General features: G+C 64.5%; 21 protein-coding genes. 8 read left to right on the plus strand and 13 right to left on the minus strand.

The window, feature by feature from the left end; translation table 11 throughout:
* Positions 1–86 precede the first annotated feature (86 nt).
* Positions 87–1829 (plus strand): dihydroxy-acid dehydratase, encoded by a 1743-nt coding sequence (ilvD, locus tag M1D97_RS02680; protein WP_456269208.1) that lies wholly within the window; start codon positions 87–89, stop codon positions 1827–1829.
* A gap of 172 nt (positions 1830–2001) precedes the next feature.
* The gene (locus M1D97_RS02685; protein WP_456269209.1) at positions 2002–3939 is read left to right on the plus strand and encodes a methyl-accepting chemotaxis protein; all 1938 of its coding nucleotides are present in this window, start codon (positions 2002–2004) and stop codon (positions 3937–3939) included.
* A 69-nt stretch (positions 3940–4008) separates the two neighbouring features.
* Here M1D97_RS02685 and M1D97_RS02690 read toward each other — a convergent pair whose 3' ends face one another.
* Positions 4009–5829, minus strand: a complete 1821-nt coding sequence (locus tag M1D97_RS02690; protein WP_456269210.1) for an aminopeptidase P family protein — start codon at positions 5827–5829, stop codon at positions 4009–4011.
* 304 nt (positions 5830–6133) lie between these two features.
* Between M1D97_RS02690 and M1D97_RS02695 the strand changes: the two genes are divergently transcribed.
* Entirely contained in the window at positions 6134–7453 is a 1320-nt protein-coding gene (locus tag M1D97_RS02695; RefSeq protein WP_456269211.1) for an amidohydrolase family protein, read from the plus strand.
* A gap of 325 nt (positions 7454–7778) precedes the next feature.
* Here M1D97_RS02695 and M1D97_RS02700 read toward each other — a convergent pair whose 3' ends face one another.
* Entirely contained in the window at positions 7779–9317 is a 1539-nt protein-coding gene (locus M1D97_RS02700) for a peptide MFS transporter (RefSeq protein ID WP_456269212.1), read from the minus strand.
* A 218-nt stretch (positions 9318–9535) separates the two neighbouring features.
* On the opposite strand from M1D97_RS02700, the gene M1D97_RS02705 reads away from it, so the two are divergent.
* On the plus strand, positions 9536–9901 hold the full coding sequence (locus M1D97_RS02705) for a hypothetical protein (protein ID WP_456269213.1): 366 nt from the start codon (positions 9536–9538) through the stop codon (positions 9899–9901).
* Between the two features lie 63 nt (positions 9902–9964).
* Positions 9965–10477, plus strand: coding sequence for a metallophosphoesterase family protein (locus tag M1D97_RS02710; protein ID WP_456269214.1), 513 nt, complete (start codon positions 9965–9967; stop codon positions 10475–10477).
* A 34-nt stretch (positions 10478–10511) separates the two neighbouring features.
* Here the strand turns inward: M1D97_RS02710 and M1D97_RS02715 are convergent, their stop codons facing one another.
* From M1D97_RS02715 to M1D97_RS02730, 4 genes are all read right to left on the minus strand, one after another.
* Entirely contained in the window at positions 10512–11342 is an 831-nt protein-coding gene (locus tag M1D97_RS02715; protein ID WP_456269215.1) for a hypothetical protein, read from the minus strand.
* 134 nt (positions 11343–11476) lie between these two features.
* Positions 11477–12274 carry a molybdopterin-binding protein gene (locus tag M1D97_RS02720; protein WP_456269216.1) on the minus strand — a complete coding sequence of 266 codons (798 nt, stop codon included), beginning with the start codon at positions 12272–12274 and terminating at the stop codon, positions 11477–11479.
* Positions 12271–13098 (minus strand): cytochrome b/b6 domain-containing protein, encoded by an 828-nt coding sequence (locus M1D97_RS02725; RefSeq protein WP_456269217.1) that lies wholly within the window; start codon positions 13096–13098, stop codon positions 12271–12273. The genes M1D97_RS02720 and M1D97_RS02725 overlap by 4 nt, the downstream gene beginning before the upstream one ends.
* Positions 13099–13268: 170 nt before the next feature.
* The gene (locus tag M1D97_RS02730) at positions 13269–13535 is read right to left on the minus strand and encodes a hypothetical protein (protein WP_456269218.1); all 267 of its coding nucleotides are present in this window, start codon (positions 13533–13535) and stop codon (positions 13269–13271) included.
* 225 nt (positions 13536–13760) lie between these two features.
* Here M1D97_RS02730 and M1D97_RS02735 point away from each other — a divergent pair, with 225 nt between their 5' ends.
* The 3 genes from M1D97_RS02735 to M1D97_RS02745 all read left to right on the plus strand — a co-directional run bounded on the left by M1D97_RS02735 (position 13761) and on the right by M1D97_RS02745 (position 15993).
* Positions 13761–13991, plus strand: coding sequence for a DUF3072 domain-containing protein (locus M1D97_RS02735; RefSeq protein ID WP_456269219.1), 231 nt, complete (start codon positions 13761–13763; stop codon positions 13989–13991).
* Positions 13992–14157: 166 nt separating this feature from the next.
* A complete protein-coding gene (locus M1D97_RS02740) occupies positions 14158–15171 on the plus strand; it encodes a bile acid:sodium symporter family protein (protein ID WP_456269220.1) in 1014 nt (337 codons plus the stop codon).
* Positions 15172–15231: 60 nt separating this feature from the next.
* Positions 15232–15993 (plus strand): SDR family NAD(P)-dependent oxidoreductase, encoded by a 762-nt coding sequence (locus tag M1D97_RS02745; RefSeq protein WP_456269221.1) that lies wholly within the window; start codon positions 15232–15234, stop codon positions 15991–15993.
* A gap of 81 nt (positions 15994–16074) precedes the next feature.
* Here the strand turns inward: M1D97_RS02745 and nhaC are convergent, their stop codons facing one another.
* The 7 genes from nhaC to M1D97_RS02780 all read right to left on the minus strand — a co-directional run bounded on the left by nhaC (position 16075) and on the right by M1D97_RS02780 (position 26108).
* Complete coding sequence (gene nhaC, locus M1D97_RS02750) at positions 16075–17637, minus strand: Na+/H+ antiporter NhaC (protein WP_456269222.1); 1563 nt, start codon at positions 17635–17637, stop codon at positions 16075–16077.
* A gap of 178 nt (positions 17638–17815) precedes the next feature.
* Positions 17816–19258 carry an NAD(P)(+) transhydrogenase (Re/Si-specific) subunit beta gene (locus M1D97_RS02755; RefSeq protein ID WP_456269223.1) on the minus strand — a complete coding sequence of 481 codons (1443 nt, stop codon included), beginning with the start codon at positions 19256–19258 and terminating at the stop codon, positions 17816–17818.
* 16 nt (positions 19259–19274) lie between these two features.
* Positions 19275–20846: a Re/Si-specific NAD(P)(+) transhydrogenase subunit alpha gene (locus tag M1D97_RS02760; RefSeq protein WP_456269224.1), complete on the minus strand. Its 1572-nt coding sequence runs from the start codon at positions 20844–20846 to the stop codon at positions 19275–19277.
* A gap of 493 nt (positions 20847–21339) precedes the next feature.
* The gene (pcsA, locus tag M1D97_RS02765) at positions 21340–22089 is read right to left on the minus strand and encodes a phosphatidylcholine synthase (protein WP_456269225.1); all 750 of its coding nucleotides are present in this window, start codon (positions 22087–22089) and stop codon (positions 21340–21342) included.
* Between the two features lie 442 nt (positions 22090–22531).
* On the minus strand, positions 22532–24469 hold the full coding sequence (gene speA, locus M1D97_RS02770) for a biosynthetic arginine decarboxylase (RefSeq protein WP_456269226.1): 1938 nt from the start codon (positions 24467–24469) through the stop codon (positions 22532–22534).
* A 213-nt stretch (positions 24470–24682) separates the two neighbouring features.
* Positions 24683–25627 carry a homoserine kinase gene (locus tag M1D97_RS02775; RefSeq protein ID WP_456269227.1) on the minus strand — a complete coding sequence of 315 codons (945 nt, stop codon included), beginning with the start codon at positions 25625–25627 and terminating at the stop codon, positions 24683–24685.
* A 196-nt stretch (positions 25628–25823) separates the two neighbouring features.
* On the minus strand, positions 25824–26108 hold the full coding sequence (locus M1D97_RS02780; protein ID WP_456269228.1) for a DUF2782 domain-containing protein: 285 nt from the start codon (positions 26106–26108) through the stop codon (positions 25824–25826).
* Positions 26109–26182: the final 74 nt, after the last annotated feature.

The raw sequence follows: 26182 nt of genomic DNA on the forward strand, positions 1-26182 counted from the left end.
GCGCTTTCGTGGGTTTCGGGCCCGTTTCCCCGCACGGCCCGGCCCGGAACCTGTTCGTATTCATTGCCATTAAAAGTGATCAGATCATGAGCCAGGAAGACCGGCCGGATAGCCCCTCCAGTGCCCCGCTTGCCAATGACCGAAGCCACACCCGTCGCCATTCATCGCCCGTGGTGGACGGCCCCGGCAAGGCTGCCAGTCGCGCCATGCTGCGCGCGGTAGGCTTCAATGACGAGGATTTCAAAAAGCCCCAGGTCGGTATCGCCTCCACCTGGAGCCGCGTCACCCCCTGCAACAGCCACATCAACGTGCTGGCCGATGCCGCCAGCGACGGCGCCGACGCCGCCGGCGGCAAGGGCGTGGTGTTCAACACCATCACCATCAGTGACGGCATTGCCAACGGCACCGAGGGCATGAAGTACTCGATGATCTCGCGCGAGGTCATCGCCGACTCCATCGAGACCGTGGCCGGCTGCGAGGGCTTTGACGGCGTGATCGCCATCGGCGGCTGCGACAAGAACATGCCCGGCTGCATGATGGGACTGGCGCGTCTGGACCGTCCCGGCATCTTCGTTTACGGCGGCACTATCCTGCCGGGCGAGGGCCACACCGATATCGTCTCGGTGTTCGAGGCGATGGGCGCCCACTCCCAGGGCAACATGGATCTTATCGACGTCAAGCGCATCGAGGAGACCGCCATTCCCGGGCCGGGCTCGTGCGGCGGCATGTACACCGCCAACACCATGGCGTCTGCCATCGAGGCGCTGGGCATGAGCCTGCCCAACTCCTCGGCACAGAACGCCGTGTCGCAGACCAAGCAGGACGACAGCCATGAGGCGGGCGCGGCCGTGCTCAAGCTGCTCGAGCTCGACATCAAGCCCTCCGACATCATGACCCGCCGGGCGTTTGAAAATGCCATCACCGTGGTCATCGCACTCGGTGGCTCCACCAACGCGGTGCTGCACCTCATCGCGATTGCCAACACCATTGGCGTCGAGCTCACCCTTGATGACTTCACCGAGATCGGCAAGCGCGTGCCGGTGGTGGCGGATCTGCGTCCCAGTGGCCACTACATGATGAGCGAGCTGGTCGCCATCGGTGGCATTCAGCCGCTGATGAAAACCCTGCTCGATGCCGGGCTGCTCCACGGTGACTGCCTGACCGTGACCGGCGAGACGCTGGCCGAGAACCTGGCCGATGTCGCGCCCTATCCGGATGACCAGAACATCATCAAGCCGCTGGACAACCCGGTGAAGGCCTCCAGCCACCTGCGCGTGCTCTACGGCAACCTGGCCCCGGAAGGGTCGGTTGCCAAGATCACCGGCAAGGAGGGCACCCGCTTTACCGGCACGGCGCGGGTGTTCAACTCCGAAGAGGAAGCCCAGGCGCGCATCAATGATTTGACCGTGGTCGCCGGTGACGTGCTGGTGATTCGCTACGAGGGGCCGCGCGGTGGCCCGGGCATGCGTGAAATGCTCACGCCGACCTCCGCCATCATGGGTCGCGGGCTGGGTGACAGTGTGGCGCTGATCACCGACGGGCGCTTCTCCGGCGGCAGCCACGGCTTCGTGGTCGGTCACATCACACCGGAAGCCTTCAACGGCGGGCCGATCGCGCTGGTCGAGAATGGTGATCAGATCACCATCGACGCCGAAAACGATGTCATGACGCTGCACATCGACGAGGCCGAAATGACGCGCCGGCGCGAGGCCTGGCAGCGCCCGAAGCCGCGCTACACCCGCGGCGCGATGGCCAAGTACGCCCGCACGGTCAGCTCGGCCTCGCTGGGCGCCATCACCGACCTGCCTGATGAAACCGATGAGCTGTGATTTGACCTGATCCTCATGCTGGCTTTGTCAAAAAACGCCCCGGCCACGACCGGGGCGTTTTTTTAGGCCTGTCCGGGGTCAAGGAAACTTTAGCAACGGCCGATGTAATTCGTAACACATGATACGAACAGGCATCGCGCCTGCCCAGGTTTCCCGTGACAGGACCCATCGCATGAGCTCGCTACTCTCGAAACTGACGCTGCGTCAGAAATTCATGGTGCTGGGCTTTCTGGCCCTGCTGATGACCGCGATTCCCACCGCACTGTTTGTTCAGTCCATCAACGAGTCACTGAATAACCGGGTCACCCGGCTGCAGGGGCTGGCGCCGGCGCGGGCCATTCTCACCACCATCGGCCTGACACAGCAGCACCGGGGCATGTGTGCCCGTCTGCTCAACGGCGATGCCTCGGCCGAGGCGCCCTGCCGGGCGCTGAGAGACGAGGCGGACCAGGCCTATGCCCGCACCGCCGAGCTGATCGCCGCGCAGCCCGACAGCGCCAATGCCGCCGATGTCTGGCAGACGATCACCGGCGAATGGCGCGATGTTCGGTCGCTGTTTGGCGGTGACCTGCCCGGCGCGTCGCAGAGTTTCGAGGCGCATACGGTGCTGCTCGACAACCAGCTGGCCGCTGCCCGCTATCTGCTCGACGACTTCCGGCTGAGTCTGACCTCTCAGGGCGATACCTATCAGCTGGTGCAGGGCAGTTTCGTGGCGATGCCGCCTTTGACCGAGGCGCTGGGCCAGCTGCGGGGCCGGGGCGCCGGGCTGCTTGCCCGTGGCGATGCCACCTTCGATGAGCGCGCCACCCTGCAGGCACTGCGGCGTCAGGCCCTGTCCAGCCAGCGTGAGCTCGAGCATGCCTTCAACCGCGTGATGACCCTGCAGCCCGGGGTGGCGGACTCGCTGCAGGCGCCCCTGCAGACCGCCACCGCGCAGCTGTCGCAGGGGCTGGCGCTTGTCGATGAGTCACTTCTCTCGGCGCAGACCCTGACAGCGCCGGCGCAGGACTATTTCGAGACATTGACCGACACCATCGAGGCGCAGTTCGCCCTGAGCGATGTGGCGGTCAGTCTGCTGCAGGATCAGCTGACGGCTCAGATCAGCGAGCTGCGCCAGCAGAAGTGGCTGCTGCTGGGGGCGCTCGGCATTGGGCTGCTGCTCGCCCTGGGGCTGGGCGTCATGATTGCCCGGGCCATCGTGCGGCCGATCTTTGATGCGGTCGACATGGCGCAGAAGGTCGCGGAAGGGGATCTCACCAGCCGTCTGACGGTGCGCGGGCGTGACGAGTGCGCTCAGCTTTCGCGGGCGCTCAACGAGATGGGCGAAGGGCTGACCCGGATCGTCGGCGAGGTGCGCAACGGTGCAGAGACCATCGCCACGGCCGCCGGTCAGATCGCCTCGGCCAATACGGACATGTCGCAGCGCACCGAGGAGCAGGCGGCATCGCTCGAGCAGACCTCGGCCAGCACCCAGCAGATTCACACCACGGCCGGCCGCAACGCCGAGCACACCCGTCAGGCCGGCGAGATGGCGCTGAGCGCCTCCACTACGGCGAAGGAGAACGGCGAGCTCATCCATGAGGTGGTGACCACCATGCAGTCGATTCATCAGGACTCGGAGCGCATGTCGGAGATCACTGCCATGATCGACAGCATTGCCTTTCGCACCAATCTGCTGGCCCTGAACGCCTCCATTGAAGCCGCCCGGGCCGGCGAGCACGGGCGCGGTTTTGCCGTGGTCGCCAACGAGGTGCGGGGCCTGGCGCAGCGCAGCGCCTCGGCGGCCGGCGATATCCGATCGCTGATCGAGACCTCGGGTGAGCGGGTGCGCGATGGCGTCACCCGGGTCAACAACGCCGGTGCCGCCATGCAGACACTGCAGGAAGGGATCGAGCGCGTGGCCGCGATCACCGACGAGATCCGGGTCGGCTCCGACGAGCAGAGCAGCGGCATCGACCAGATTCATCAGGCGATCAGCCAGATGGATGATGTCACGCAGCAAAATGCCGCGATGGTCGAGCAGACCTCGGCGGCAGCCACTTCGCTGGAGGAGCAGACCAGCACCCTGCGCCGACTGATGGCCTCGTTCAGGCTTCCGGCCGCAAGCTGACCCTCGAAGGGCCGACCCCACTCAACGCCCCGGCCCCGGTCGGGGCGTTGTCATGCCGGCCGCCGGCGCTCAGCGCGCCAGCGGCTGCGTCTTCCCGGCCAGCCAGTTTCGGGTTTCCTCATCAAGCTGTGGGGCCAGACGCTCGAACACCGTGCGGTGATAGTCATCCAGCCAAATGATCTCGTCGTCGCGCAGCAGTGAGAGCTCGATCAGGCGGGTATCGATGGGGCACAGGGTGAGCGTTTCGAACTCGAGGAAGGTGTCCGCCCCGGGCTCGACGCCATCGATTGCCCGGCGGTTGGCGACGAGATTTTCGATGCGAATGCCCCACTGACCCGGGCGATAGAGCCCCGGTTCGATCGAGGTGATCATGCCCTCGCGCATGGCGGTCTGCGGCGTGGGCTGCGCGCCGCGGGAGATGACCTGCGGGCCTTCGTGGACGTTGAGGAAATAGCCTACCCCGTGGCCGGTGCCGTGGCCGTAATCCAGGCCCGCCTCCCACAGCGGCGCACGGGCGATGGCGTCCAGCCGCGGCGCTTCGAGCCCCTCCGGAAAGCGGGTGCGCGACAGCGCCATCATGCCCTTGAGTACGCGGGTGTAATCCGCCTGCTGGGCGGGCGTCGGCTCGCCCACCGGAATGACCCGGGTAATGTCGGTGGTGCCGTCAAGATACTGGGCGCCGGAGTCGATCAGCAGCAGTCCCTGACCCTCGATGCTGGCATGCGCCGTCTCGGTGGCGCGGTAGTGCGGCAGGGCGCCGTTGGCGTTAAAGCCGGCGATGGTGGGGAAGCTGCGTGACACAAAATGCTTCTCCCGCGTGCGCTCAGCGGTCAGGCGCGCGTCAATGGTCAGCTCATCAAGGGCGTCGCCCTCGGTCAGCGTTGCCTCGAGCCAGCACAGAAAGCGGCACAACGCCGCGCCGTCGCGGGTCATGGCGGCGCGCACGTGCGCGATTCCCGGGGCGCTCTTGCACGCCTTGGAAAGCGTTGTCGGCTGAAAGGATTCCACCAGCGTGACGTGCGCCGGCAGGGCCTGAACCAGCGCCAGCGTGACCCGGGCCGGGTCGATCAAAAGCCGCGTGCCTTCGGGCAGACGGGCCAGGTGGTCGCGGATGTCGGCATAGTCATGCAGCACCACGCCGTCATCGGCGAGCGCCTCGTGCAGCGAGGGCGAGACCTTGTCGCGATCGAGAAACAGCCGGGTGTGGTGGGCATCCACCAGGGCATGGGCCAGAAAGACCGGGTTGTAGTCCACGTCGCTGCCGCGCAGATTGAAAAGCCAGGCGACGTCATCCAGCGTCGAGATCAGGTGCGTATCGGCATTGGCTTCACACATGGCCCGGGACAGACGCGTCAGGCGCTCGGCGCGGGACCGGCCGGTCCAGGCCGCCTCATGGGCCGTTATCGGTGCCTGCGGCAGTGCCGGCCGGTCGATCCAGATCTCCTCGAGCAGGTCGCTGCCGGACTCGATCGTGACCGCCTCGCCCAGCCGGGCCCTGAAGGCGCGATGGGCCGCCAGCGGCACGACGCTGCCATCCAGCCCCAGCGTGAAGGGCGTTTGATGATGGACGGCGAGCCAGTCGATCGGCGCCAGAATCTGCTGGCCCTGAGCCGTTTTCATCATCTCGATGCCGCTGCCGGCAAGCTCCTGCTCGGCCTGTACCCAGTAGCGGCTGTCGACCCACAGGCCGGCAAATTCCCGGGTGACCAGCAGCGTGCCGACCGAGCCGGTAAACCCCGACAGCCACTCGCGCCCCTGCCAGTGGCCGGGCAGGTATTCGGACAGATGCGGGTCGGAAGAGGGTGCCAGCCAGGCATCGATATTGCGTTGCGCCATGACCTGTCGCAGGGCGTGGAGCCGCTGTGCCGGCGTGTCGGTGGAAAGCGTCATTGCGGGGTCTCCTGGAGGCGGTGGCCGGCATTGTCATGGGGGCTTGCCGAGCAGGTGCTTATACGGGCGATGGCATCGATGGCCTGACTGACAGGCATGACATGTCCGGTATCAGCAGGTCACTGATACCGGACTATCGCATCGTCGGTTGGTGAATGAAAACCTTGATCGACCGGCATGACGCCAGGGCGGGGCTTTTGAATACACACACCTGACAGACAGGCACGCCTCGCTGAATGGATGAGTTTATCTACACTGAAACGGACACTTTCGTACCAGCCTGCACCCATCCTCGGAAGAACCCATGAAAACCTTTCGTCTACCCTTCACGGCAGCCTTCGCCTGTGCCGTGGCCACACTACCCGCCCTGGCCCAGGAGCACGTCATTGACGCCGGTCAGGTATTCGATGGCCGGAACGTTATCGAGAACGCTCGTATTGTCGTAGACAATGGCCGCGTGGTAACCGTGGGCCCGCAGTCGGAGATTGACGTTTCAGAGGGGAGTCACCGGGTCGACCACACCGAGCACTTTTTGATGCCCGAGCTGATTGCCGGACACAGCCACACGGGCACCGTGAAGGGCCTCGAGCATGGTGGGCAGTACTACTCCCGGGAGACCGTAACCCGCGACCTGGATCAGTTTGCCGCGTTCGGCATCTCGGCGGTCAATGCCCTGGGCATGAATCCGCCCCTGTTTCATGAGCTGCGAGAGACGCTGCGTGGCCGCGACCATCAAGGGGCCGATCTTTACGGCGCAGGCCCCGGCATCGGCGTGCCTGACGGCGCCCCGCCGGCCGATGCCATGAATGTTCTCGATGAGCAGGTCCTTCGCCCCGGTACCCCCTCCGAGGCTCGCCAGGGCGTGCAGGAGATGGCCGATGCCGGCGTGGACATGATCAAGGTATGGATCGATGACATGGACGGCAGCGTCCCCGAGATGGCGCCCGGGATCTACACGGCGGCAGCGCAGGAGGCCCATGCGCAAGGGCTCAGGATCGCCGCACACATTCACGATGCCGAGGATGCCCGGGCAGCGCTCGATGCAGGTATCGACATTCTTGCCCATGGTATTCGTGACAAGGAGATTGACGAGGCGCTGCTGGCGCAAATGGCCGAGCAGCGCACCTGGTACATCCCCTCGATCGGCATCGACGAGGCAGAGTATGTCTACGCCGAGCACCCCGAATGGCTGGAGGATGACTTCTTCGCCCAGGGATTCAGCGCCGAGCTTCGCGCACAGATCGAGGATGAGGCGTGGCGCGAGCAGACGCTCGATGACGAGGATACCCGAGAGGCGCGTGATGCCGTGGCCACGAACATGGCCAACCTTGCCCGCGTTGCAAGCCACGGCGACATCCGTATCGTGATGGGCACCGACTCCGGCGCCACAGCCCTGCGCGTACCCGGCATCGCCGAACACCGCGAGATGGCGCTGATGGTCGAGGCCGGCATGGCGCCGCTTGCCGTGTTGACCGCCGCAACCTCAAGCGCTGCGGATATGCTGGGTATCGATGATCTGGGACGCATCAACGAAGGCGCCCGGGCGCAGTTTCTGGTGCTGGAGGGTAATCCTGTCGAGGAGATCACCAACACGCGTCGCATAGTAGACATTCTGCGCTACTAGACCGGTGGGCCTCGCTGCGCGACCACCCGGGCGCGCTCTGGACAAGGCGTTCAGACGCGCCCGCAAGAGCGGCAGCAACAGCCATGAAAGCGCCATGCGTATCCAGCATCAGGCAAGACACGCCATGACAGGCAGCGGCAACAGAGTGATCAGCCGCACCGCGAACGGACCGGACCATACCGGCCGGTTCGGCCATGTTGCCGCGCTGGCGCCCGGGGCGCTAACAGGCAAGGGGTGGCGCACCACCACACAGGCCGTGTTGTGCCATGACTCGTCGCAGGGCGTGGCGCTGCTGTGCCGGCGTGTCGAGGGAAGCGATCATTTATCAGGTCTCCTGAGCGGCGTGGCCGGCATCGTCATGGGCATCCCGTCCAAGCAGATGACGGATGGGGCGGATCAATATCATGAGTATGACGGCCCCGATCAGCAGCGCCAGGGCGCAGCGCCCGAAAAGCTCGGGCAGCTGATTGACCTGCTCGGCACTGACGTGGCCGCCGATCAACCCGGCGACCAGATTGCCCAGCGCCGTGGCGGCAAACCAGATGCCCATGATCTGCCCGCGGATCGGCGTCGGCGCCAGCTCGGTCATGGTGGAAAGCCCCACCGGGCTCAGACAGAGCTCGCCCAGGGTCAGCAGCAACAGGCTCGAAACGATCCACAGCGGCGACACCAGCCCGGCGCCGCCGACAATCTGCCAGGCCGCCACCATCATCAGGGCAAAGCCTGCGGCGGCAAACACAAGGCCGATGCTGAACTTGGTCGTGCTGGACGGCTCCAGGCCGCGCCGGGCCATGGCCGGCCACAGCCAGCCAAACAGCGGCGCCAGCACGATGATGAATAGCGGGTTGAGCGACTGGAACCAGAGTACGGGAATCTCCATGCCCAGCACCTGGCGGTTGGTATAGTCCGCCGCAAACAGGTTGTAGGAGGTGGGCTGCTGCTCGAACGAGGCCCAGAACAGCGCCGCGGCCACGAAGAGCACCAGACAGACGATCACCCGGGCGCGGCCCGTGCGATCCAGACCGCTGAAAAACATCAGATAGAGAAACCAGCCCAGCACGAACAGCCCCACCACGTAGCTCATGACGGTGGCGATCATGACCGGGTTAAAGGTGATCACGCCGGTCAGCCCGAGGGTGGTGATCAGCGCGACCAGCAGCAGGCAGATCGTCACGCCGGTGCCGACATGGCGGCGCCGATTGACCGGGGCATCCCAGCTCGATTCACGCCCGTGCTCCCGATCAAAGCGTTTCATGGCCGGAATGGCGAACACGCGAAAGATGAAAAGCGCCACCAGCATGCCGATGCCGCCGGCGCCAAAGCCCCAGTGCCAGCCGCCACTGTCCATGGCAAGACCCGTGATCAGCGGCGCAATCACGGCACCCAGATTGATGCCCATGTAGAAGATCGAAAAGCCCCCGTCGCGTCGGCCGTCGCCTTCCGGGTAGAGCGTGCCGACCATGACCGCCATGCAGGTCTTGAAAATACCCGAGCCCAGCACAAGCAGGATCAGGCCGATATAAAACATGGGAGCGCCCCACAGCGCCGACAGCGCAATGGAGAGATGGCCCAGCGCAATCAGAATCGAGCCGTACCAGACCGCGCGGCGCTGGCCCAGCCAGTTATCGGCCAGCCAGCCGCCCGGCAGGGCGCTCAAATAGATCATGCCGCCGAAAATGCCCACGATGGCAGCCGCCGTATCGCGGGGGATGCCCAGTCCGCCGTCGGCAAGCGTGGCCGCCATGTAGAGCACCAAAAGCGGGCGAATGCCGTAGAACGAGAAGCGCTCCCACATTTCGGTAAAAAAGAGCGGGCCCAGCGGGCGGGGATGGCCGAAAAAGCCACGTTCAAAAGAAGTTGCCATGACAGTATCCAGCAGCAGATAAGGCTCGGGAGCGAAACGCTCGACAGGGGCCGATGAAAAACGCCATGCACCATACGAGCACCGACAAAAGGGTGCAAATCATTGTTGGTGTCGGGGCCCGATGGCGGTCCATCATGGGGCGGAGCCAGACACAATTCCGGGTAAGTTGCACCAGAAGTTCCTATACTGGCCATGACCTCAACGTTCAGGGATGAATCATGAAAGTACACAAGGGTATGTGGTGCGCGGGTGCAGTGACGCTGGCGATGGCCGGTGTCGCTCAGATGGCGCAGGCTTCTGTCGAAGAGTCGGCCGACGTGCCACAACAAGAGCGTGAGCTGGTCCAGCAGTGCCATGATGCCGCGATGGAAAGCAAGGACGGTGATGAGTTCGAAAGCTCTCGGCTTTTGATGGATCAGCAAAACGCGAGTGATTACGAAAAGGGCGAGGAGATGGAGCTCCACATCAACATGATGGGCCACGGCAACACCGTCTTTAATGTCCAGTGCCACGTGGATGAGCAGGGCAGCGTCACCTATGAAGAATTTCAAAAGGGTGAGTCGCCGAAAGGCGTTACGAGTTGATCCATGTTTGAGCCAGTCATGTAAAAGGCCCCGAACGGGGCCTTTGTGCTGTCAGGAGAGAAGATGACGCTGCCGCTGTGTGATCAGGGCGTTTTTTCGATCGAGACCCCCGTGGGCGTGATCAGCGATACCCACGGCCTGCTGCGCGACGAGGCGCTGAGCGCACTCGAAGGGTGCGCGCTGATCCTGCATCTGGGGGATGTCGGCGATCCGACCATTCTCGAACGGCTGGCCGAACTGGCGCCGCTGGTGACGGTACGCGGCAATATCGATCGGCAGGCGTGGTGCGAGGCCCTGCCCATGCGGCGTGATATCCGGGTCAACGGCTGGCGGCTGCATCTGGTGCATGACATTGCCGACTTTGATACCGCAACAGACTGTCACGCCGTGCTGTTTGGTCACTCCCACAAGCCGCGTCAGCAGTGGATCGAGGAAGACTCAGGGGAGAAGCGGCTTTATTTCAATCCGGGCAGCGCCGGCAAGCGGCGTTTCAGGCTGCCGATCACCGCCGGCAGGCTGTGGGCCGGCAACGATCGGCTGTGCAGTGGCGTGATGCATTTCGTGCTGAACAGTTGATGCCCGATGAGGCCACCGGGCATCAAAGGCGCGTTTACATCGGCGGGATGGTGCCATCGAGGCCGACAATCACGACCTTCGCCTGTACGGGCGAGGCGGACAGATCGCCGGCCACAAAGACCGCTTCGCCCTTTTTGATATCATCCATGGTGGCCTTCTGAACGGCCACGACCGGCACGTCGCGCGGCACCATGATCTGCTTGCTGCCGTCACCGTAGTCCACGGTCAGGGTCATCATGTTCTGATCAGCGCTGTCGCTCTGGCTGACGGTGCCGTTGGTCATGGTCGAGCCGCCGCCGGCGCCGCCCATTTTGCCGTCATCACTCTGGCTGACGGTGCCGTTGGTCATGGTCGAGCCGCCGCTGGCGCCACCCATTTTGCCGTCATCGCTCTGGCTGACGGTGCCGTTGGTCATGGTCGAGCCGCCGTCGGCGCCGCCCATTTTGCCACTGTCGCCCTGACCGCCCTGATCATGGCCGCGCGGGGTATCCCATGGGTAGTCGCCCTCGCCGGTGCCCTTCATGGACTCGGGAAAGATCACCACTTCCAGCGCTGTCGAGGCCTGGCCGTTGTCGCCGGGCGCATTGGCGGTACCGATGAAGGTGCCTTCCTGAATCTCGTCCAGACTCGAGGGCGTGACGCCGGCCAGACGGGTGTCATCGCTCAGGCGGACCTCGTGGGTGCTGCCGTCGCGGGTCGATTCAACGCTGAAACCGTGATCGCTGACGGCGGTGATGGTGCCGCGCAGGTGCTCGGGGGTTTCGGCCGGTTGATCGGCGGCCAGCGCAGAGCCTGCCGAGACAGCGCAGGCCAGCGCGATGGCCGAGGCCAGCAGGGTGGGGCGAAACGTCTTGTGTTGCGTCATCGAACATACTCCTGAATCGGATGGGCCGAGGCGCACTGATGCGGTGCATTGCGCCGGGTGTCCTTTAGTTCAGCCTGGCACAAGGGTTTGTCAATTCGTGACCGCTCGGGCACGACCAAAGCAGTAGCGGTGCGCTAGATGCCCGCGTACCAGGTATAGCCGCGGTCCTCCCAGTAGCCGCCCTTGCCGCCCTGGATATCGTCGAAGTGCTCGACCAGGGTGATGCCCTTGAGATATTTGGCCATCTTGTAGCCGAGCTGTCGCTCCACGCGCAGGCGCAGCGGTGCGCCATTGCCCACCGGTAGCGGCTCGCCGTTGAGCGAGTGGGCCAGCAGGGTCTGGGGGTGGAAGGCCTCGACCATGTCGATGCTTTCGTAATAGTCGTGCTCGCCATCGAGCTGATCCATGCAGTGAAACACCACATAGCGCGCCGAGGGGCGGACACCGGCCTGCTCCAGAATGTCGCCCAGCACCGGGCCGGACCACTGACCGATGGCGCTCCAGCCCTCCACGCAGTCGTGGCGGGTAATCTGGGTACGCGAGGGCATGGCGCGCAGCGTCTCCAGCGAGAGTTCCAGCGGGCGGCGCACCAGTCCATCGACCGTGAGGCGCCAGTCGGCAAAATCGTTGGCGGCCAGCTGCCGATACAGCGCGGTCTGCGGGTCCACCGTGCCGTTGGGTCGAAAGACTGGTGAGATCATCGAGGCCGGATATTCGAGCGCCAGTGATTCACGCTCTGCCAGCAGCCGCTGCGCCTTGAGATTGAGTGTCTCGGCGCTGGCGAGCAGCGAGACGACGGCATCGTTTTCGGACAGCCGGTCGCAGCCGGCCAGTCCCAGCGCGGCGGCGCCCAGCAGGGAGCGCTGCAGCAGGGCACGGCGTGTAAGGGCACGGCGCGTCAGTGAAATGTCCGGTGGCGGGCGACGGCTCATGACGATGACTCCGAATCGGACGATCGTGACCGGGCTGGTACGCGCCCGGTGATCATGCCGCGCAGCTGGCGCAGCGGGTTGGACAGCAGCACCATCGCCACGTGGACCACGACAAACAGCACCAGCGAAAAGGCCGTGATGAAATGGATCGAGCGGGCGCTCTGGCGGCCGCCGAACAGCTCCAGCAGCCAGGGGGCGGCAGCGTTGATGGTCGGCGACATGCAAAGTCCGGTCACGATCATCAGCGGCAGCGCCACAAACACCACGCTCAGATAGCTCAGCTTCTGCAGGCTGTTGTACTTGCCCGAGTGGGCATGAAAGCGCAGCTTCAGGTGATTGACGATATCCCGACCCAGCCCGCGCCAGTCACTGACGCCGAGCCAGAAATTGCGCCGGAAGTGGCCGCTGAGCAGGACATACAGGGCATACAGCGCGCCGCTGATGGCAAACAGCCAGGCAAAGAAGAAGTGCCATATCCGGCCCATGCTCAGAAACTGATAGCTCGGCAGCGTCGCCCAGGCGGGAAAGCCGCGCACGCTCTCGCCTGAATAGCCCAGCACCCCGGTGGTGGTGAACTGCCACGGGCCCAGCGCGGTGATGCCATCGATGCTGCCGTCACTGGTGCGCGTGGCATACATCTCGAGCCAAGGGGTGTCAAAGTGGGACGCGCTGCCCCAGTAAAGGGCGGGGTGGGCGTTAAAGATCTGCAGGCCGCTCATCAGCAAAACGATCAGACACCAGAGATTGATCCAGTGCCAGGCGCGTACCGGCAGGCGGTGGCGAAGCCGGCGTGAGCGGTCGTGAACCGGGGTGTGTTCGGGCATATCCATACCGCAGAACAAGAGAGGGTACTGCAGTATGGATCGAAACCGGGGGCTCGGCCAGCTGTTGCCGACGGACAGTGGGGAAGAACGTTGCTCGGGCAGTGAACGCCGCCTGAAGCGGCGGCGTTGTACAGCAGTAGCGCCCGCTCAAACAGGCGCCACTCGAAAAATTACTGGCTGGGGTCGCCGGCGCGCCAGGCCACCGATGAGATAAAGGAAGAGGAGCCGCTGATCAGGGCTTCGGTAACCCCGCAATCGGCGCACCAGGTCTGGCTCTTGGCCAGGCCCAGTCGGGCGTTGGTGGTACGGATCGACTGGCTCCTGCTGTCGATGTAGATGCACTCCAGCGGCGTATCACGCGGCGGCGCCTGCTCGGTGGTCAGGGTATAGCCGCCTTCGCGCACAACGTCGCGGTAGTTGCCGAGGATACCTTCCATGATTCTGCTCCTTGAAACATGATTCGGGTGTTACGGACCGGCTCGCCTTCAATGGCAATAACAGTCATTTTTTATACAAACATTCGGCCGTGTGGCTCGCCATAACATACGTTGAGCCATATACAACACGTCATTGGTCAAAGATAGCCGACGAGCACGTGCACTGCGCGCACAATCGTCTATATTTTTAACCAGTATGGACATGTCGGTTCACGGAGAGAATACATGACAAACCGCACGGAAGATCCCGGCCACGACGATCAGGCCAGCAATCTCGAAAAGGACCCCAACGACTGGGCGACCGGCGACGAGAGCATGACCGGCGCGCAGGCCTCTTATCTGCGCACGCTGTGCGAGGAAGCCGGCGTCGATTTCGACGAGAATCTCAGCAAGGCCGATGCCTCGAAACTGATCGACGATCTTCAGCACAAAACCGGCCGCGGCGAGAACCACTGATCCCGCGCCGGTGCAGGAAAAAGCGCCTCCGGGCGCTTTTTTCATGGCCGCCCGGCCCGTCAGGCCGTTCGTGCCAAATCCGCAGTGCTGGCGTATGATCGACGCTCGGCCGGGGCGAAGGCCCGGCTGATCCAACAATTCAGAATGCTTGAGCGTCGAGTCTGCCGTGTCCCTGATTGCCCGTCTCAATATCGACAAGTTCCTCCTCTATCTTGTCGGCACCGTCGTGCTGGCCTCGCTACTGCCGATTTCCGGCCGCTACGCCGAGTGGTTTTCGGTGGCCACCACCATCGCCATCGGTCTGCTGTTCTTTCTTCACGGGGCGCGACTGTCGCCCCGAACCGTTGTACAGGGCATGACCCACTGGCGGCTGCATCTGGTGATCTTTCTGGTGACCTTTGCGCTGTTCCCGCTGCTGGGACTGGCCATCGGCCTGCTGTCACCGGCGCTACTGTCGCCGGCGCTCTATACGGGCGTTTTGTTTCTGTGCGTGCTGCCCTCCACCGTGCAGTCCTCGATCGCCTTTACCTCGATTGGCGGCGGCAACGTGGCCGCGGCGATCTGTTCGGCCACGGCCTCCAACATTCTGGGCATGTTCATCACGCCGATCCTTCTGGGGCTGGTGCTCAGCGTCAACGCCGATGCCGGCGCCGGACCATCGCTGGGCGCCATCGGCAATATTCTGCTACAGCTTCTGGCACCCTTTCTGCTGGGTCAGCTGCTGCAGCCCTGGATCGGGCAGTGGATACGCGAGCACAAGGCGCCGCTGGCCATCGTCGATCGCGGCTCGATTCTGATGGTGGTCTATCTGGCCTTCAGCGAGGCGATCGTCGGCGGGTTGTGGCAGCAGGTCGATGGCGTCAGCATCGCCACCATGGTGATGGTGGACTGCGTGCTGCTGGCGCTGGTATTGCTGATCACCCGGACCGTCAGCCGGCTGATGGGCTTTTCACGCGAGGACGAAGTCGCCATTGTCTTCTGCGGCTCCAAAAAGACGCTGGCCTCCGGCGTGCCCATGGCCAACGTGCTGTTCCCGGCCGGGCAGGTCGGCAGTGCGCTGCTGCCCCTGATGCTGTTTCACCAGATTCAGCTGTTTGTCTGCGCCATGCTGGCGCGGCGCTATGCGACCCGGCGCGCGGCGGCGAATGCCGGTGCGCAGGCGAACTCCTCGAACGCCTGATCGGGCGACAGCAACATGGACGATGCTGGATCACTGACCATTGAGCGAAGGAGAAAGCCCATGAACAAGAGTGTTTTCATTACCGGTGCCACTTCCGGGTTCGGCCGCGCCGCCGCCCGTCGCTTTGCCGAGGCCGGTTGGTCGCTGGTATTGACCGGCCGCCGCCGCGAGCGCCTCGAAGAGCTGGAGCAGGAGCTCTCCGACAGGGTGGCCGTTCATATCGTCGAGCTGGACGTGCGGGACGAGGCGGCGGTGAAACAGGCCGTTGATGAACTGCCAGAGTCCCTGGCCCCTGTCCACGTGCTGCTCAATAACGCCGGCCTGGCGCTGGCCCCGGAGCCGGCCCAGGACGTGGCGCTCGAGGACTGGCATACCATGATCGACACCAACGTGAAGGGTCTGGTCAACGTGACCCACGCGCTGCTGCCGGGTCTGATCGAGGTTGGCGCGGGCGCCAGCATCATCAACGTCGGCTCGACCGCCGGCAAGTGGCCCTACAAGGGCAGCCATATCTACGGCGCGACCAAGGCGTTCGTCGAGCAGTTCAGCTACAACCTGCGCTGCGACCTGCTGGGCACCGGCGTGCGCGTCACCGATATCGCCCCCGGCATGGCCGAGACCGAGTTCACCCTGGTGCGCACCAAAGGCGATCAGGCCGCCTCGGACCAGCTCTATAACAGCACCACGCCGATGTCGGCCGAGGACATCGCCGAGCAGATGTTCCACGTCGCCACCCTGCCGGCGCATCTCAACATCAACTATCTCGAGATCCAGCCCGTGCGCCAGGTCTGGGCCGGGATGACCGTCGATCGCGACGAGTGATCCTGTCACTGGATGCTCGAACAGCGCCGGCCCTCGGGCCGGCGTTGTCGTATCAGGAGATGGGCCGTGTTCGAGCCGGGGTCAGGGGCGCGCGGCGCTCGACTCGTACTGCTCGTCGATGATCTGGCCGTCCGAGAGGGTAGGTAGTTCTTCCTCTCGAGCGGGCGCCTCATCGTCGCTCATGCGCGTGACCCGAAAGCCGATCAGGGCGTAGAGCGTGGCGATGCCTAAATTGATCAGGTTGAAAAAGGCAAAGGGCGCGTAGCTCAGCGTGGCGACCCCGAGCGTGGCCGCCATGTAGGCGCCGCAGCTGTTCCACGGAATCAGCGGTGAGGTGATGGTGCCGGAGTCCTCCAGCGCGCGCGACAGGTTGACCGGCTTGAGCCGGCGGCGCTGAAATTCCGCCTTGTAGATGCGCCCGGGCAGCACCACCGAAAGATACTGATCGCCGGTGACGACGTTGGTGGCAAGACCGGTGGCCAGCGTCGAGAGAATCAGCGATGAGGTGCTGCGCGCCACGCGCAGCAGGCCGCTGACGGCGCGCTCCAGCAGCCCCAGCCGCTCGATGACACCGCCAAAGGTCATGGCGGAGAGAATCAGCCACACCGTGGTCAGCATGCTGGCCATGCCGCCATTGGTGAGCAGAGCATCGATCGCGTCGTTGCCGGTGTGGGCGCTGTAGCCGTCATACAGGGCGATCCAGCTGCCTTTTAAAAGCGCCATGGCATGTCCCAGCGAGGGCGTATCGGCAAGACCCACCACCGCCTCGCGCTGAAAGATCAGGGCAAACACCACGCCCAGCATGGCGCCGATGAAAATGGTCGGAAAGGCCGGCATCTGCTTCCACGCCATCACCAGCAGCGCCAGCAGGGGCAGCAGCAGCCAGCCGCTGAGGGTGAAGTGATCGCTCAGGGTCTGCTGAATGGCGAGAATGCGCTCGGGGGTGGCCACCTGCTCCGGCCCGCCCAGCCCCAGCACCAGAAAAATGATCAGCGCCAGGATCAGACTCGGCGTGGTGGTCCAGAGCATGTGGCGGATGTGGGCGAAAAGCTCCGCCTCGGCCGAGGCCGGCGCCAGATTGGTGGTGTCGGACAGCGGCGACATCTTGTCGCCGAAATAGCCGCCGGAAATGATGGCGCCGGCGGTAATCGCCGTGGAGAGCCCCAGCCCGTTGGCGATGCCGATCAATCCGATGCCGATGGTGCCGGCCACCGTCCAGGAGCTGCCCACCGACACCGAGACCAGCGCGCACAGCAGACAGGCCGTGGCGTAGAAGTAGTGGGGCGAGAGAATCTCGAGGCCGTAGTAGATCATCGTCGGCACCACCCCGCCCAGCGTCCAGGTGCCGATCATCGCGCCCACCGAGAGCAGAATCAGGATCGCGCCCAGTGAGAGATGAATGCCGTGGTTGATGCCCTCCTCGATGGACGCCCACCGATGGCCGTTTTTCAGGCCCACCAGGGCGGCCAGCATGGCGCCCATGATCAGCGCAATCTGCGTCGGGCCGCTGGAGGCGTCGGCGCCAAAGAGCGTCACGCTCAGTGCCAGCATGAGGATGACGGCGACGATGGGGAAAAGCGCATCCAGCATGCCGGGCGGACGGGGCGCGCCGGTGGCGTGCGTGTGTGAAGAAGTAGAAGCCATTGCCTTGCTCGCTGCTGCCGGACCAAAGAACAGCACCCCATCGAGGCCTCGACGGGGTGCTGTGATCGCAATGGGCGCGAATTATTCCAGAATCGCGACCGTTTGTCCGCGCTTCGGATCGGTCGGCCGGCAGCGGCCCGCTGACCGGACATCATGATCCGGTCAGGGCGGCGTAACGCTACTCCACCATCGGCAGCAGCGCGTTGATGCTCTCGCGGGCATCGCCGTAGAACATGCGGCTGTTCTCCTTGAAAAACAGCGGGTTTTCGATGCCCGAGTAGCCGGTGCCCTGGCCGCGCTTGCAGATGAAGACCTGCCGGGCCTCCCACACCTTCAGCACCGGCATGCCGGCGATGGGGCTGGTGGGATCTTCCTGGGCGGCCGGATTGACGATGTCGTTGGAGCCGATGACGATCACCACGTCGGTGTCGGCGAAGTCGTCGTTGATCTCATCCATCTCCAGCACGATGTCATAGGGCACTTTCGCCTCCGCCAGCAGCACGTTCATGTGTCCCGGCAGGCGCCCGGCAACCGGGTGGATGCCAAAGCGCACCTCCTTGCCGGCCCCACGCAGCTTGCGCACCAGATCGCTCACCGCGGTCTGCGCCTGGGCCACCGCCATGCCGTAGCCGGGCACGATGATGATGCGCTCGGCATCGTTGAGCGCCCCGGCCACCCCGTTGGCATCGATTGCGACCTGCTCGCCCTCGATCTCCGCCGCCGGCCCCTGGCTGCCACCAAAGCCGCCGAGGATGACGTTGACGAAGTTGCGGTTCATCGCCTTGCACATGATGTAGGAGAGAATCGCGCCCGAGGAGCCCACCAGCGCGCCGGTCACGATCAACAGATCGTTGGAGAGCGTGAAGCCGATGGCCGCCGCCGCCCAGCCGGAGTAGCTGTTGAGCATCGACACCACCACCGGCATGTCGGCGCCGCCGATGCCCATGATCAGGTGATAGCCGATGAAAAAGGCCAGCCCCGCCAGCAGCAGCAGCGTCCAGAAGCCGGCGCCGTTGAGATACAGGATCGCCAGCAGCAGCGACAGCACGGCAGCGCCGGCGTTGAGCAGATGGCCGCCGGGCAGCTGGCGCGGCTTGCCATCCACCCTGCCGGCCAGCTTGCCGAAGGCGATGACCGAGCCGGTAAAGGTGACCGCGCCGATGAAGATGCCCAGCACCACCTCGATCTGCAGAAACATCAGCTCGTCCGGCGCCTTGGTGGCGACCAGCGCGGCGAAGGCAGAGAAGTCCTGCATGGCGCCATCGGCGGCGCGTTCGGCGAGCACCCGGCGGCGCTCCAGATCGGCGCTCCAGGCCACAAAAACGGCGGCCAGACCCACAAAGCTGTGCAGCGCCGCCACCAGCTGGGGCATCTCGGTCATCTCGACCCGGCGCGCCAGCCGGGCGCCGATCACCGCGCCAATGATGATCATCGGGATCATCAGCCAATAACCGCCGATGCCGGGGCCGAAGGCGGTAAAAAAGACCGCCACGGCCATGCCGATGATGCCGTACCAGACGGCGCGCTTGGCTTTTTCCTGATTGCTCAGACCACCCAGCGACAGAATGAACAAAACGCTTGCCGCGATCGCCGCGGCAGATACGAACCCTTGACTCAACATGTTGTTTTCCGACCGCTCAGGATTTTTGGAACATGGCGAGCATCCGGCGTGTCACCAGAAAGCCACCCACGATATTGATGGTCGCAATCAGCACCGAAATTGCTGCCAGAATGCTGACAATCACGCTGCCGGAGCCGATCTGCAGTATCGCCCCCAGGATGATGATGCCGGAGATCGCATTGGTCACCGCCATCAGCGGCGTATGCAGCGAGTGGCTGACCTTCCAGATCACCTGAAAGCCGATGAAACACGCCAGCACGAAAACGATGAAGTGCTGCATGAACGAGGCCGGCGCGACCTGACCCAGCAGCAGCATCAGTGCGCCGCCCACGGCCAGCATGCCCACCTGGCGTTTGGTCTGCGACTTGAACTCGGCGTGTTCGGCGGCACGTTTCTCTTCCGCGGTGGGTTCCTTCTCCTTCGGCTGGGGCTTTGACGCCCCGATCGCCTTCACCTTCGGCGGCGGCGGCGGGAAGGTGATTTCATTCTGGTGGGTGACCGTGGCACCGCGAATGACGTCATCGTCCATGTTGTGGTGGATCACGCCGTCCTTCTCCGGCGTCAGATCGGTCAACATGTGGCGGATGTTGGTGGCGTACAGAAGCGAGGACTGGGTGGCCATGCGCGAGGGGTAGTCGGTATAGCCGACCACGATCACGCCATTGTCACTCACCACGCGCTCGTCGGCTTGCGTCAGATCGCAGTTGCCACCCTTCTCGGCAGCCAGATCGATGACCACCGAGCCGGGCTTCATGGCCGCGACCATGTCCTCGAGCCACAGCTTCGGCGCCGGCTTGCCGGGGATCAGGGCGGTGGTGATGACGATGTCGACATCAGATGCCTGCTCGCGGAAGCACTCGAGCTGCTTTTCGCGGAACTCGGGGCTCGAGGGGGCGGCGTAGCCACCGCTCTCCGAGCCGTCCTGGGCGTTGTCGAAGTCGAGAAACAAAAATTCGGCGCCCATCGACTCGATCTGCTCGGAGACTTCCGGGCGCACATCAAAGGCGCGCACCACCGCACCCAGGCTGGTGGCGGTGCCGATGGCGGCAAGTCCGGCCACGCCGGCGCCGATCACCAGCACCTTCGCCGGTGGCACCTTGCCCGCGGCGGTCACCTGGCCGGTAAAGAAGCGCCCGAACTGGTTGCCCGCCTCGATCACCGCGCGGTAGCCGGCGATGTTGGCCATGGAGGAGAGCGCGTCCATCTTCTGGGCCCGCGAGATGCGCGGCACCATGTCCATGGCGATGACGGTGGCGCCCGTCGCGCGGCACTTCTCCAGCATGGCCTCGTTCTGGGCGGGCCAGAAGAACGCAATCAGCGTCTGGCCTTCGCGCAGGGTGTCGGCCTCTTCATCACTGGGCTCGCGCACCTTGATGACCACCTCGGCCTCGCGCCAGAGCGCGGCGGCGCTCTCCACGACACTGACACCCGCCTCGCGATAGGCCTCATCGGCAAAGCCCGCGCCGGCCCCCGCGCCCGTTTCCACCAGGCACGCATGGCCCAGTTTCTGCAGCTGCTTCGCGCTCTCCGGGGTCAGCGCGACCCGCGCCTCGCCTCGAGCACTCTCTTTTGGTGCGCCTATCTTCACTCGTGTTCTCCCCTGATGATGAAAGGCAGGCCGTGCGTTGTCATTGTTGGCGCCTGTTCAGGGCCCGGCCCGCGGATCGAGCGGGGCGTGCGCCGTCACGCGACCCCGCTCAAACCGGCTAGCCTCGCATGGCAATTGGCAAAAAGCCGTTCGACCTTTGGTTAATCCACGAAGGGCGCGTCGTCGAGTGAACAATCGACGTCGTTTCCACGGCAGGCATCGAAGATGGGCAGTGTCCGGGGCAGTGGCGGCGCGGCGTTTGCCTGGTTGCAGGGGGGGAAGCAGCACAAGGATGCAAAGGGGAAAGGAAGCGCGGAACAGATCAGGGCCTGCGCGAAGAGAGCGTTCCGCCCGAAGATCGTGTCCCGGACGGGAGGGGCAGGAAGTAAGGCGGTGCGTTTATTCAGGGCATATAGCCTTCAGAACCGGCCCTGGGCCCTTCCAGACACATCTCGCGCCGCGGCCCGGGGACCGCAGCGCTGGAAATGACTCCTTACTCCGAAGCGTTTTGCCGGGGCGAGGCAAACCACTCCTGCGCCGTGCGCCACAGGCACATGCCTGTAAAGTACAGCGAGGTCAGGCCCAGACCCCACAGCGCCCAGGCGGCATACCCGGCGCTCGACAGCAGCAGCGCGGTGGTGCAGACACACCAGACCAGGGTGACCGCGATGTTCAGCGGCATCAGAAAGCGCACGCGAAACGGATGGAGAAACTTCATCCGCGTTACGGTCAGCGCGGCCAGCACCACAATGGCGGCAAAGACGACAAAAGGCGGCAGGTCGAGGATATAGAAGTAGGCAGCGGCGATGTTCCAGGCGGCGGGGAAGCCAACGAAGTAGTTGTCCTGACTTTTCAGATTGACGTTGCAAAAGCAGAACATCGAGGACAGCACGATGATGAACACCGACATCAGCGAGAGATACGGCGGCAGCTCGATAAAGGAGTAGATGAAAAGCGCGGGAATAAAGGCCCAGGTGAGGTAGTCGATGACCATGTCGAGAGTGGCGCCGTCTATCTGTGGCAGGGTGGCCTTGACATCGTACTTGCGCGCCAGGGTGCCATCGATGCTATCGATCATCATCGCCGTGCCCAGCCAGAGCAGGCAGGCAACGGGGCGTTCGTCGATCAGCGCCAGCAGGGCCATTGTGCCGAACAGCACGCCACTGGCGGTAAGAATGTGAACGCTCCATGCCTTGCAGGAAGAAGCGCTGGAGGAGGTGTGCGAAAAAAGCGATTGTGCCATCCTGGCCCCATGGGGAACGTGCCGTTCCCGTTGTGTTGATTGTCTCGAGCAGCGTTCGAGCGTCGTGATGACCCGGTACCGGCTTCCCGGTGACCATCGCGGTGTCGGCGTCCGCCGCGATGTCTCGCATGGTGGCAGCTCTGTGCCGGTCAGCGCGAGGGCATGCCTTTCATTGCATAACAGACAATGATAGACGATATACCGATCAATCAGGGCATCAGTGCGTGCGCTGCCGGTCGTCAGGCGGAGCGTGCACTCTGCAGGGACTTACCGCCCCCGACGTCGGCCGCTGCCTGCGGCGCCCGACGACACGCGCGGTCGCAGGCACCGCAACGATCAGCGGCGCCCGGGCCCCTGCAGGATCAGTGGTGTGAATGGCGAGTGGCCTGCCCGGGCAGGGCAACCAATCATCAGGCCGCGCCCGGAACGGCTTCAGGCCCGACTATTCCAGATAGGTGTAGCCTTCAAGGCCGGCTTCGAGCTCTTCGAGAAACATCTCGCGCTCGCGGCCGGAGATGTCGCTGCGCAGCAGCTGACGCTGGAAGCGGCTGCGCAGGCGGTCCGGGTCGAAGTTCACATAGCGCAGCACGTTGGCGACGCTGTCGCCGACGATCGGCGTGCCCAGCTGCCACTCGCCGTTGCCGTCCAGGCTGACGTCGATGGAGTCGGTATCGCCGAACAGGTTATGCAGATCGCCCAGAATCTCCTGATAGGCGCCGACCAGAAACAGCCCCAGCAGGCGCTCCTCGCCGGCCTTCCACTCCGGCAGGGGCAGGGTGCTCTCCACGCCCTGGCCGTCGACATAGCGCTCGATGCGCCCGTCGCTGTCGCAGGTGATGTCCTGGATCACGCCGCGCCGCGTCGGCGGCTGATCCAGATTGGACAGCGGCAGTACCGGGAAGATCTGATCGATGCCCCAGACGTCGGGCAGGGACTGAAACAGCGAGAAATTGACGAACAGCTTGTCGGCGAGCTTTTCGTCGAGTTCGTCGAGGATTTCGCGGTGGGCCCGGTTGCGACCGTCGAGCCGGGCACGCAGGCGCTTGCAGGCGGCGGTAAAGATCGCCTCGGCTTCGGCGCGAATCGCCAGACTGGCGCTGCCGAGCACGAAGCGGTCCTGAACGTCGACCATGGCCTGATAAAGATCATGATAGTACTCGACCAGAAGGCGCGGCTCGGCCGGTTCGGCCAGCCAGTCCCAGGTCTGCCACAGCACGTCGAGATGGGTATCGCCGTCGTGGTGGCCGCGCTCGGGCAGGGTTACCTCGTGGCGCTCCTCGTCGATCACGTTGGTGATCAGCACCGCGTGATGAGCGGTCAGCGCCCGGCCGGACTCGGAGATGATGTCCGGATGGGGCAGGTCCATGCTGTGACACAGCTGCGAGAAGGCGCCGACCACGTTGTTGGCGTACTCGTCCATGGAGTAGTTGGTCGAGCAGTAGCTGCGTGAACGGGTGCCTTCATAATCCACCCCCAGGCCGCCGCCGACATCCACCACCGAGACCGGCGCGCCGACGTCGCGCAGGCTCTTGTAGAACTGGGTGCACTCGCGCAGCCCGCGCTGGATGTCGCGGATGTTGGCGATCTGCGAGCCGAGATGAAAGTGCACCAGCTGCAGCGAAGCGAGCCGGTCATGGGCGCGCAGATGATCCACCACGTGCTGGATCTGGCGCGCAGTGAGGCCGAACTTGGACTTGTCACCGCCGGTGCTCTCCCAGTTGCCCTTGCCCACCGAGGAGAGCCGTGCGCGCACGCCGATGCGCGGCATGACGCCGAGGTTGTCGCCCTCTTCGAGGATCAGCTCCAGTTCGGCCTGCTTTTCGACCACCAGAAAGACGCGGTGGCCGAGCCTTTCGCCCATCAGCGCCAGACGCACGTACTCGCGGTCCTTGTAGCCGTTGCAGACGATGGTCGAGGTGGTCTCCGAGGAGAGCGCCAGCACGGCCAGAAGCTCCGGCTTGCTGCCGGCTTCCAGTCCCACGCGCCCGCGGCCGCGCTCGGGCGTGGCCAGCAGCTCTTCCACCACGCGGCGCTGCTGATTGACCTTGATGGGGTAGACGGCGGTGTAGTGGCCTTCGTATTCAAGCTCGTCGATGGCGTGATCGAAGGCCTGACACAGCTGCTCGACCCGGTCATGCAGGATATCGGTAAAACGCACCAGGGTGGGCAGCCGCAGTCCGGCCGCCTGCAGCTTGCCGACCAGCCCCTTGAGCGACAGGGCCGGGCTGTCCTGGCCGTCGGCATCGCCATAGGGGCGCACCACGGCTAGCCCGTGTGCGTCGACGTCAAAATAGCCGCTGCCCCACTGATCGATGTTGTAGGTGCGGCGGGCTTCCGACTGGGCGTGAGTCTGGGTGGTTACGGATGAAGCATTGGACATGGGCAGGCTCCGGTCAGCAGTGGCCGCAAACGACATCCTGAAGGTCGTCAGACAGGGTAGGGTAGTTACACGGGACAGGGGCAGCCAGTGCTGCCCGGCGCGCATTCTAACGCCTTTGGGACGTGCCCGGCAGTGGGTGCCGGTGTTGCCGCAGGGATCGTCAGGCCCCGGGGGCACGATACCGGCCGGCGCCGGCATCGCAACGTGTCAGCGTCAGGGCAGTACCGGCGGCGGGTGGTCGATGCGCGCCTTCAAAATCCGGCGGTACTGGCTCGGGTCCTTGGGCGTCAGGGCGTGTGCGGGCGGGTCGACATAGACCACCAGCAGCCGCGAGAGCCAGTAGCGCAGGGCGGTCAGCTCCAGCATGGCGGGCCAGACGCGGCGCTCCTGGTCGGTGAAGGGGCGCTCGGCGGCGTAGGCCGTGGTGATGGCCTCATAGCGCTCGGGGAGCAGCATGCCCTGATCGTCGCTGCACCAGTCGTTGATGACAATCGCCAGATCGAAGAGCAGATCGCCGGTGCAGCCGTTGTAGAAATCGATCACACCGCCCAGCCGATCGCCTTCATAGAGGGTGTTGTCGCGAAACAGATCGCCGTGCAGGGCGCCCCGGGGCAGGGCGACATCGCGCAGGCGACAGTCGAGCGCATCGATGCGATCGCGCATCAGGGCCTGATCGTCGTTGCCCAGATAACTCATGACCCGGGTGTGCACGGCCTGGATCCAGCGCAGATCGCGCGGGTTGGGCCGGCTGCCCTGAAAGCCCTGCGAGATGTGATGCATGCGGCCCAGCATCTCGCCGATGGCACCGCACTGCGCCACGCTCGGCGTTTCCGGGTGGCGGCCCGGCAGACGGGGAAAGAGCAGGGCGGGGCGACCGGCCAGCTGCTGCAGGGCCACGCCGTTTTGATCAAACAGCGGCCCCGGTACCGGCAGCCGGTGCTGATCCAGCCAGGCCAGCAGATCGACGAAAAAGGGCAGCTCTTCCTGCTCGCCCTGCTCGAACAGGGTCAGTATCAGCGTTTCCCGGTCGGTAGTGACCAGAAAGGTGCTGTTTTCGGTGCCGCCGGCCACGCCCTCGAGCGTGGTCAGAGTGCCGACATCGTAACGCTTGAGAAAATGAGCGACCTGCTCATCGCTCAAGGGAGTAAAAACCGCCATGTTGCTCCTGGCGCGCTGCGGAGGCGCTCACCGTACTGGGAAACAAACGCCGCGACCGGTCATGGGGTCGGCGGCAGTGACAGGGTCAGGCGTCCGGTATCGAAGGATACCGCGCTGCGGGTCGGCCTGACATCGCGCAGCGCGGGAGTCTATCACCGAAACACCATATTCTGCCCGCCATGATGACAGGTCCCGCTCAGGGGGACTCCTGCGTCCACGCCGGCGGCGTGATCTCGGCATCGGTGGCCAGGCGACGGAAGTTGCCGTCGCCGTCGGTGTCCAGCAGCACCCGGCGCTGGCCGTTGTCGAGAATCTCGATGGCGTAGAGCTGGCCGTCGAGGCGGTACTCGCGCACGGTGCGCTCGCCGTCCTGACGGATGGTGATGTCGCCCTGTGGCTCGGCCAGCACCGTAGTGCCGAATACGCCGGGCATCAGCAGCGCCGCCACTACCAGGGCCGGTAGCTTCCGTCCAGTGATCATGATGGCCTCCAGAGGTGAAGCTTGAATGTTGCATAGTGTAAAGCGCGTGACGGCAAATAGCAGCCTCCGGACGT

The sequence above is a fragment of the Kushneria sp. AK178 genome (genome assembly GCF_053903105.1).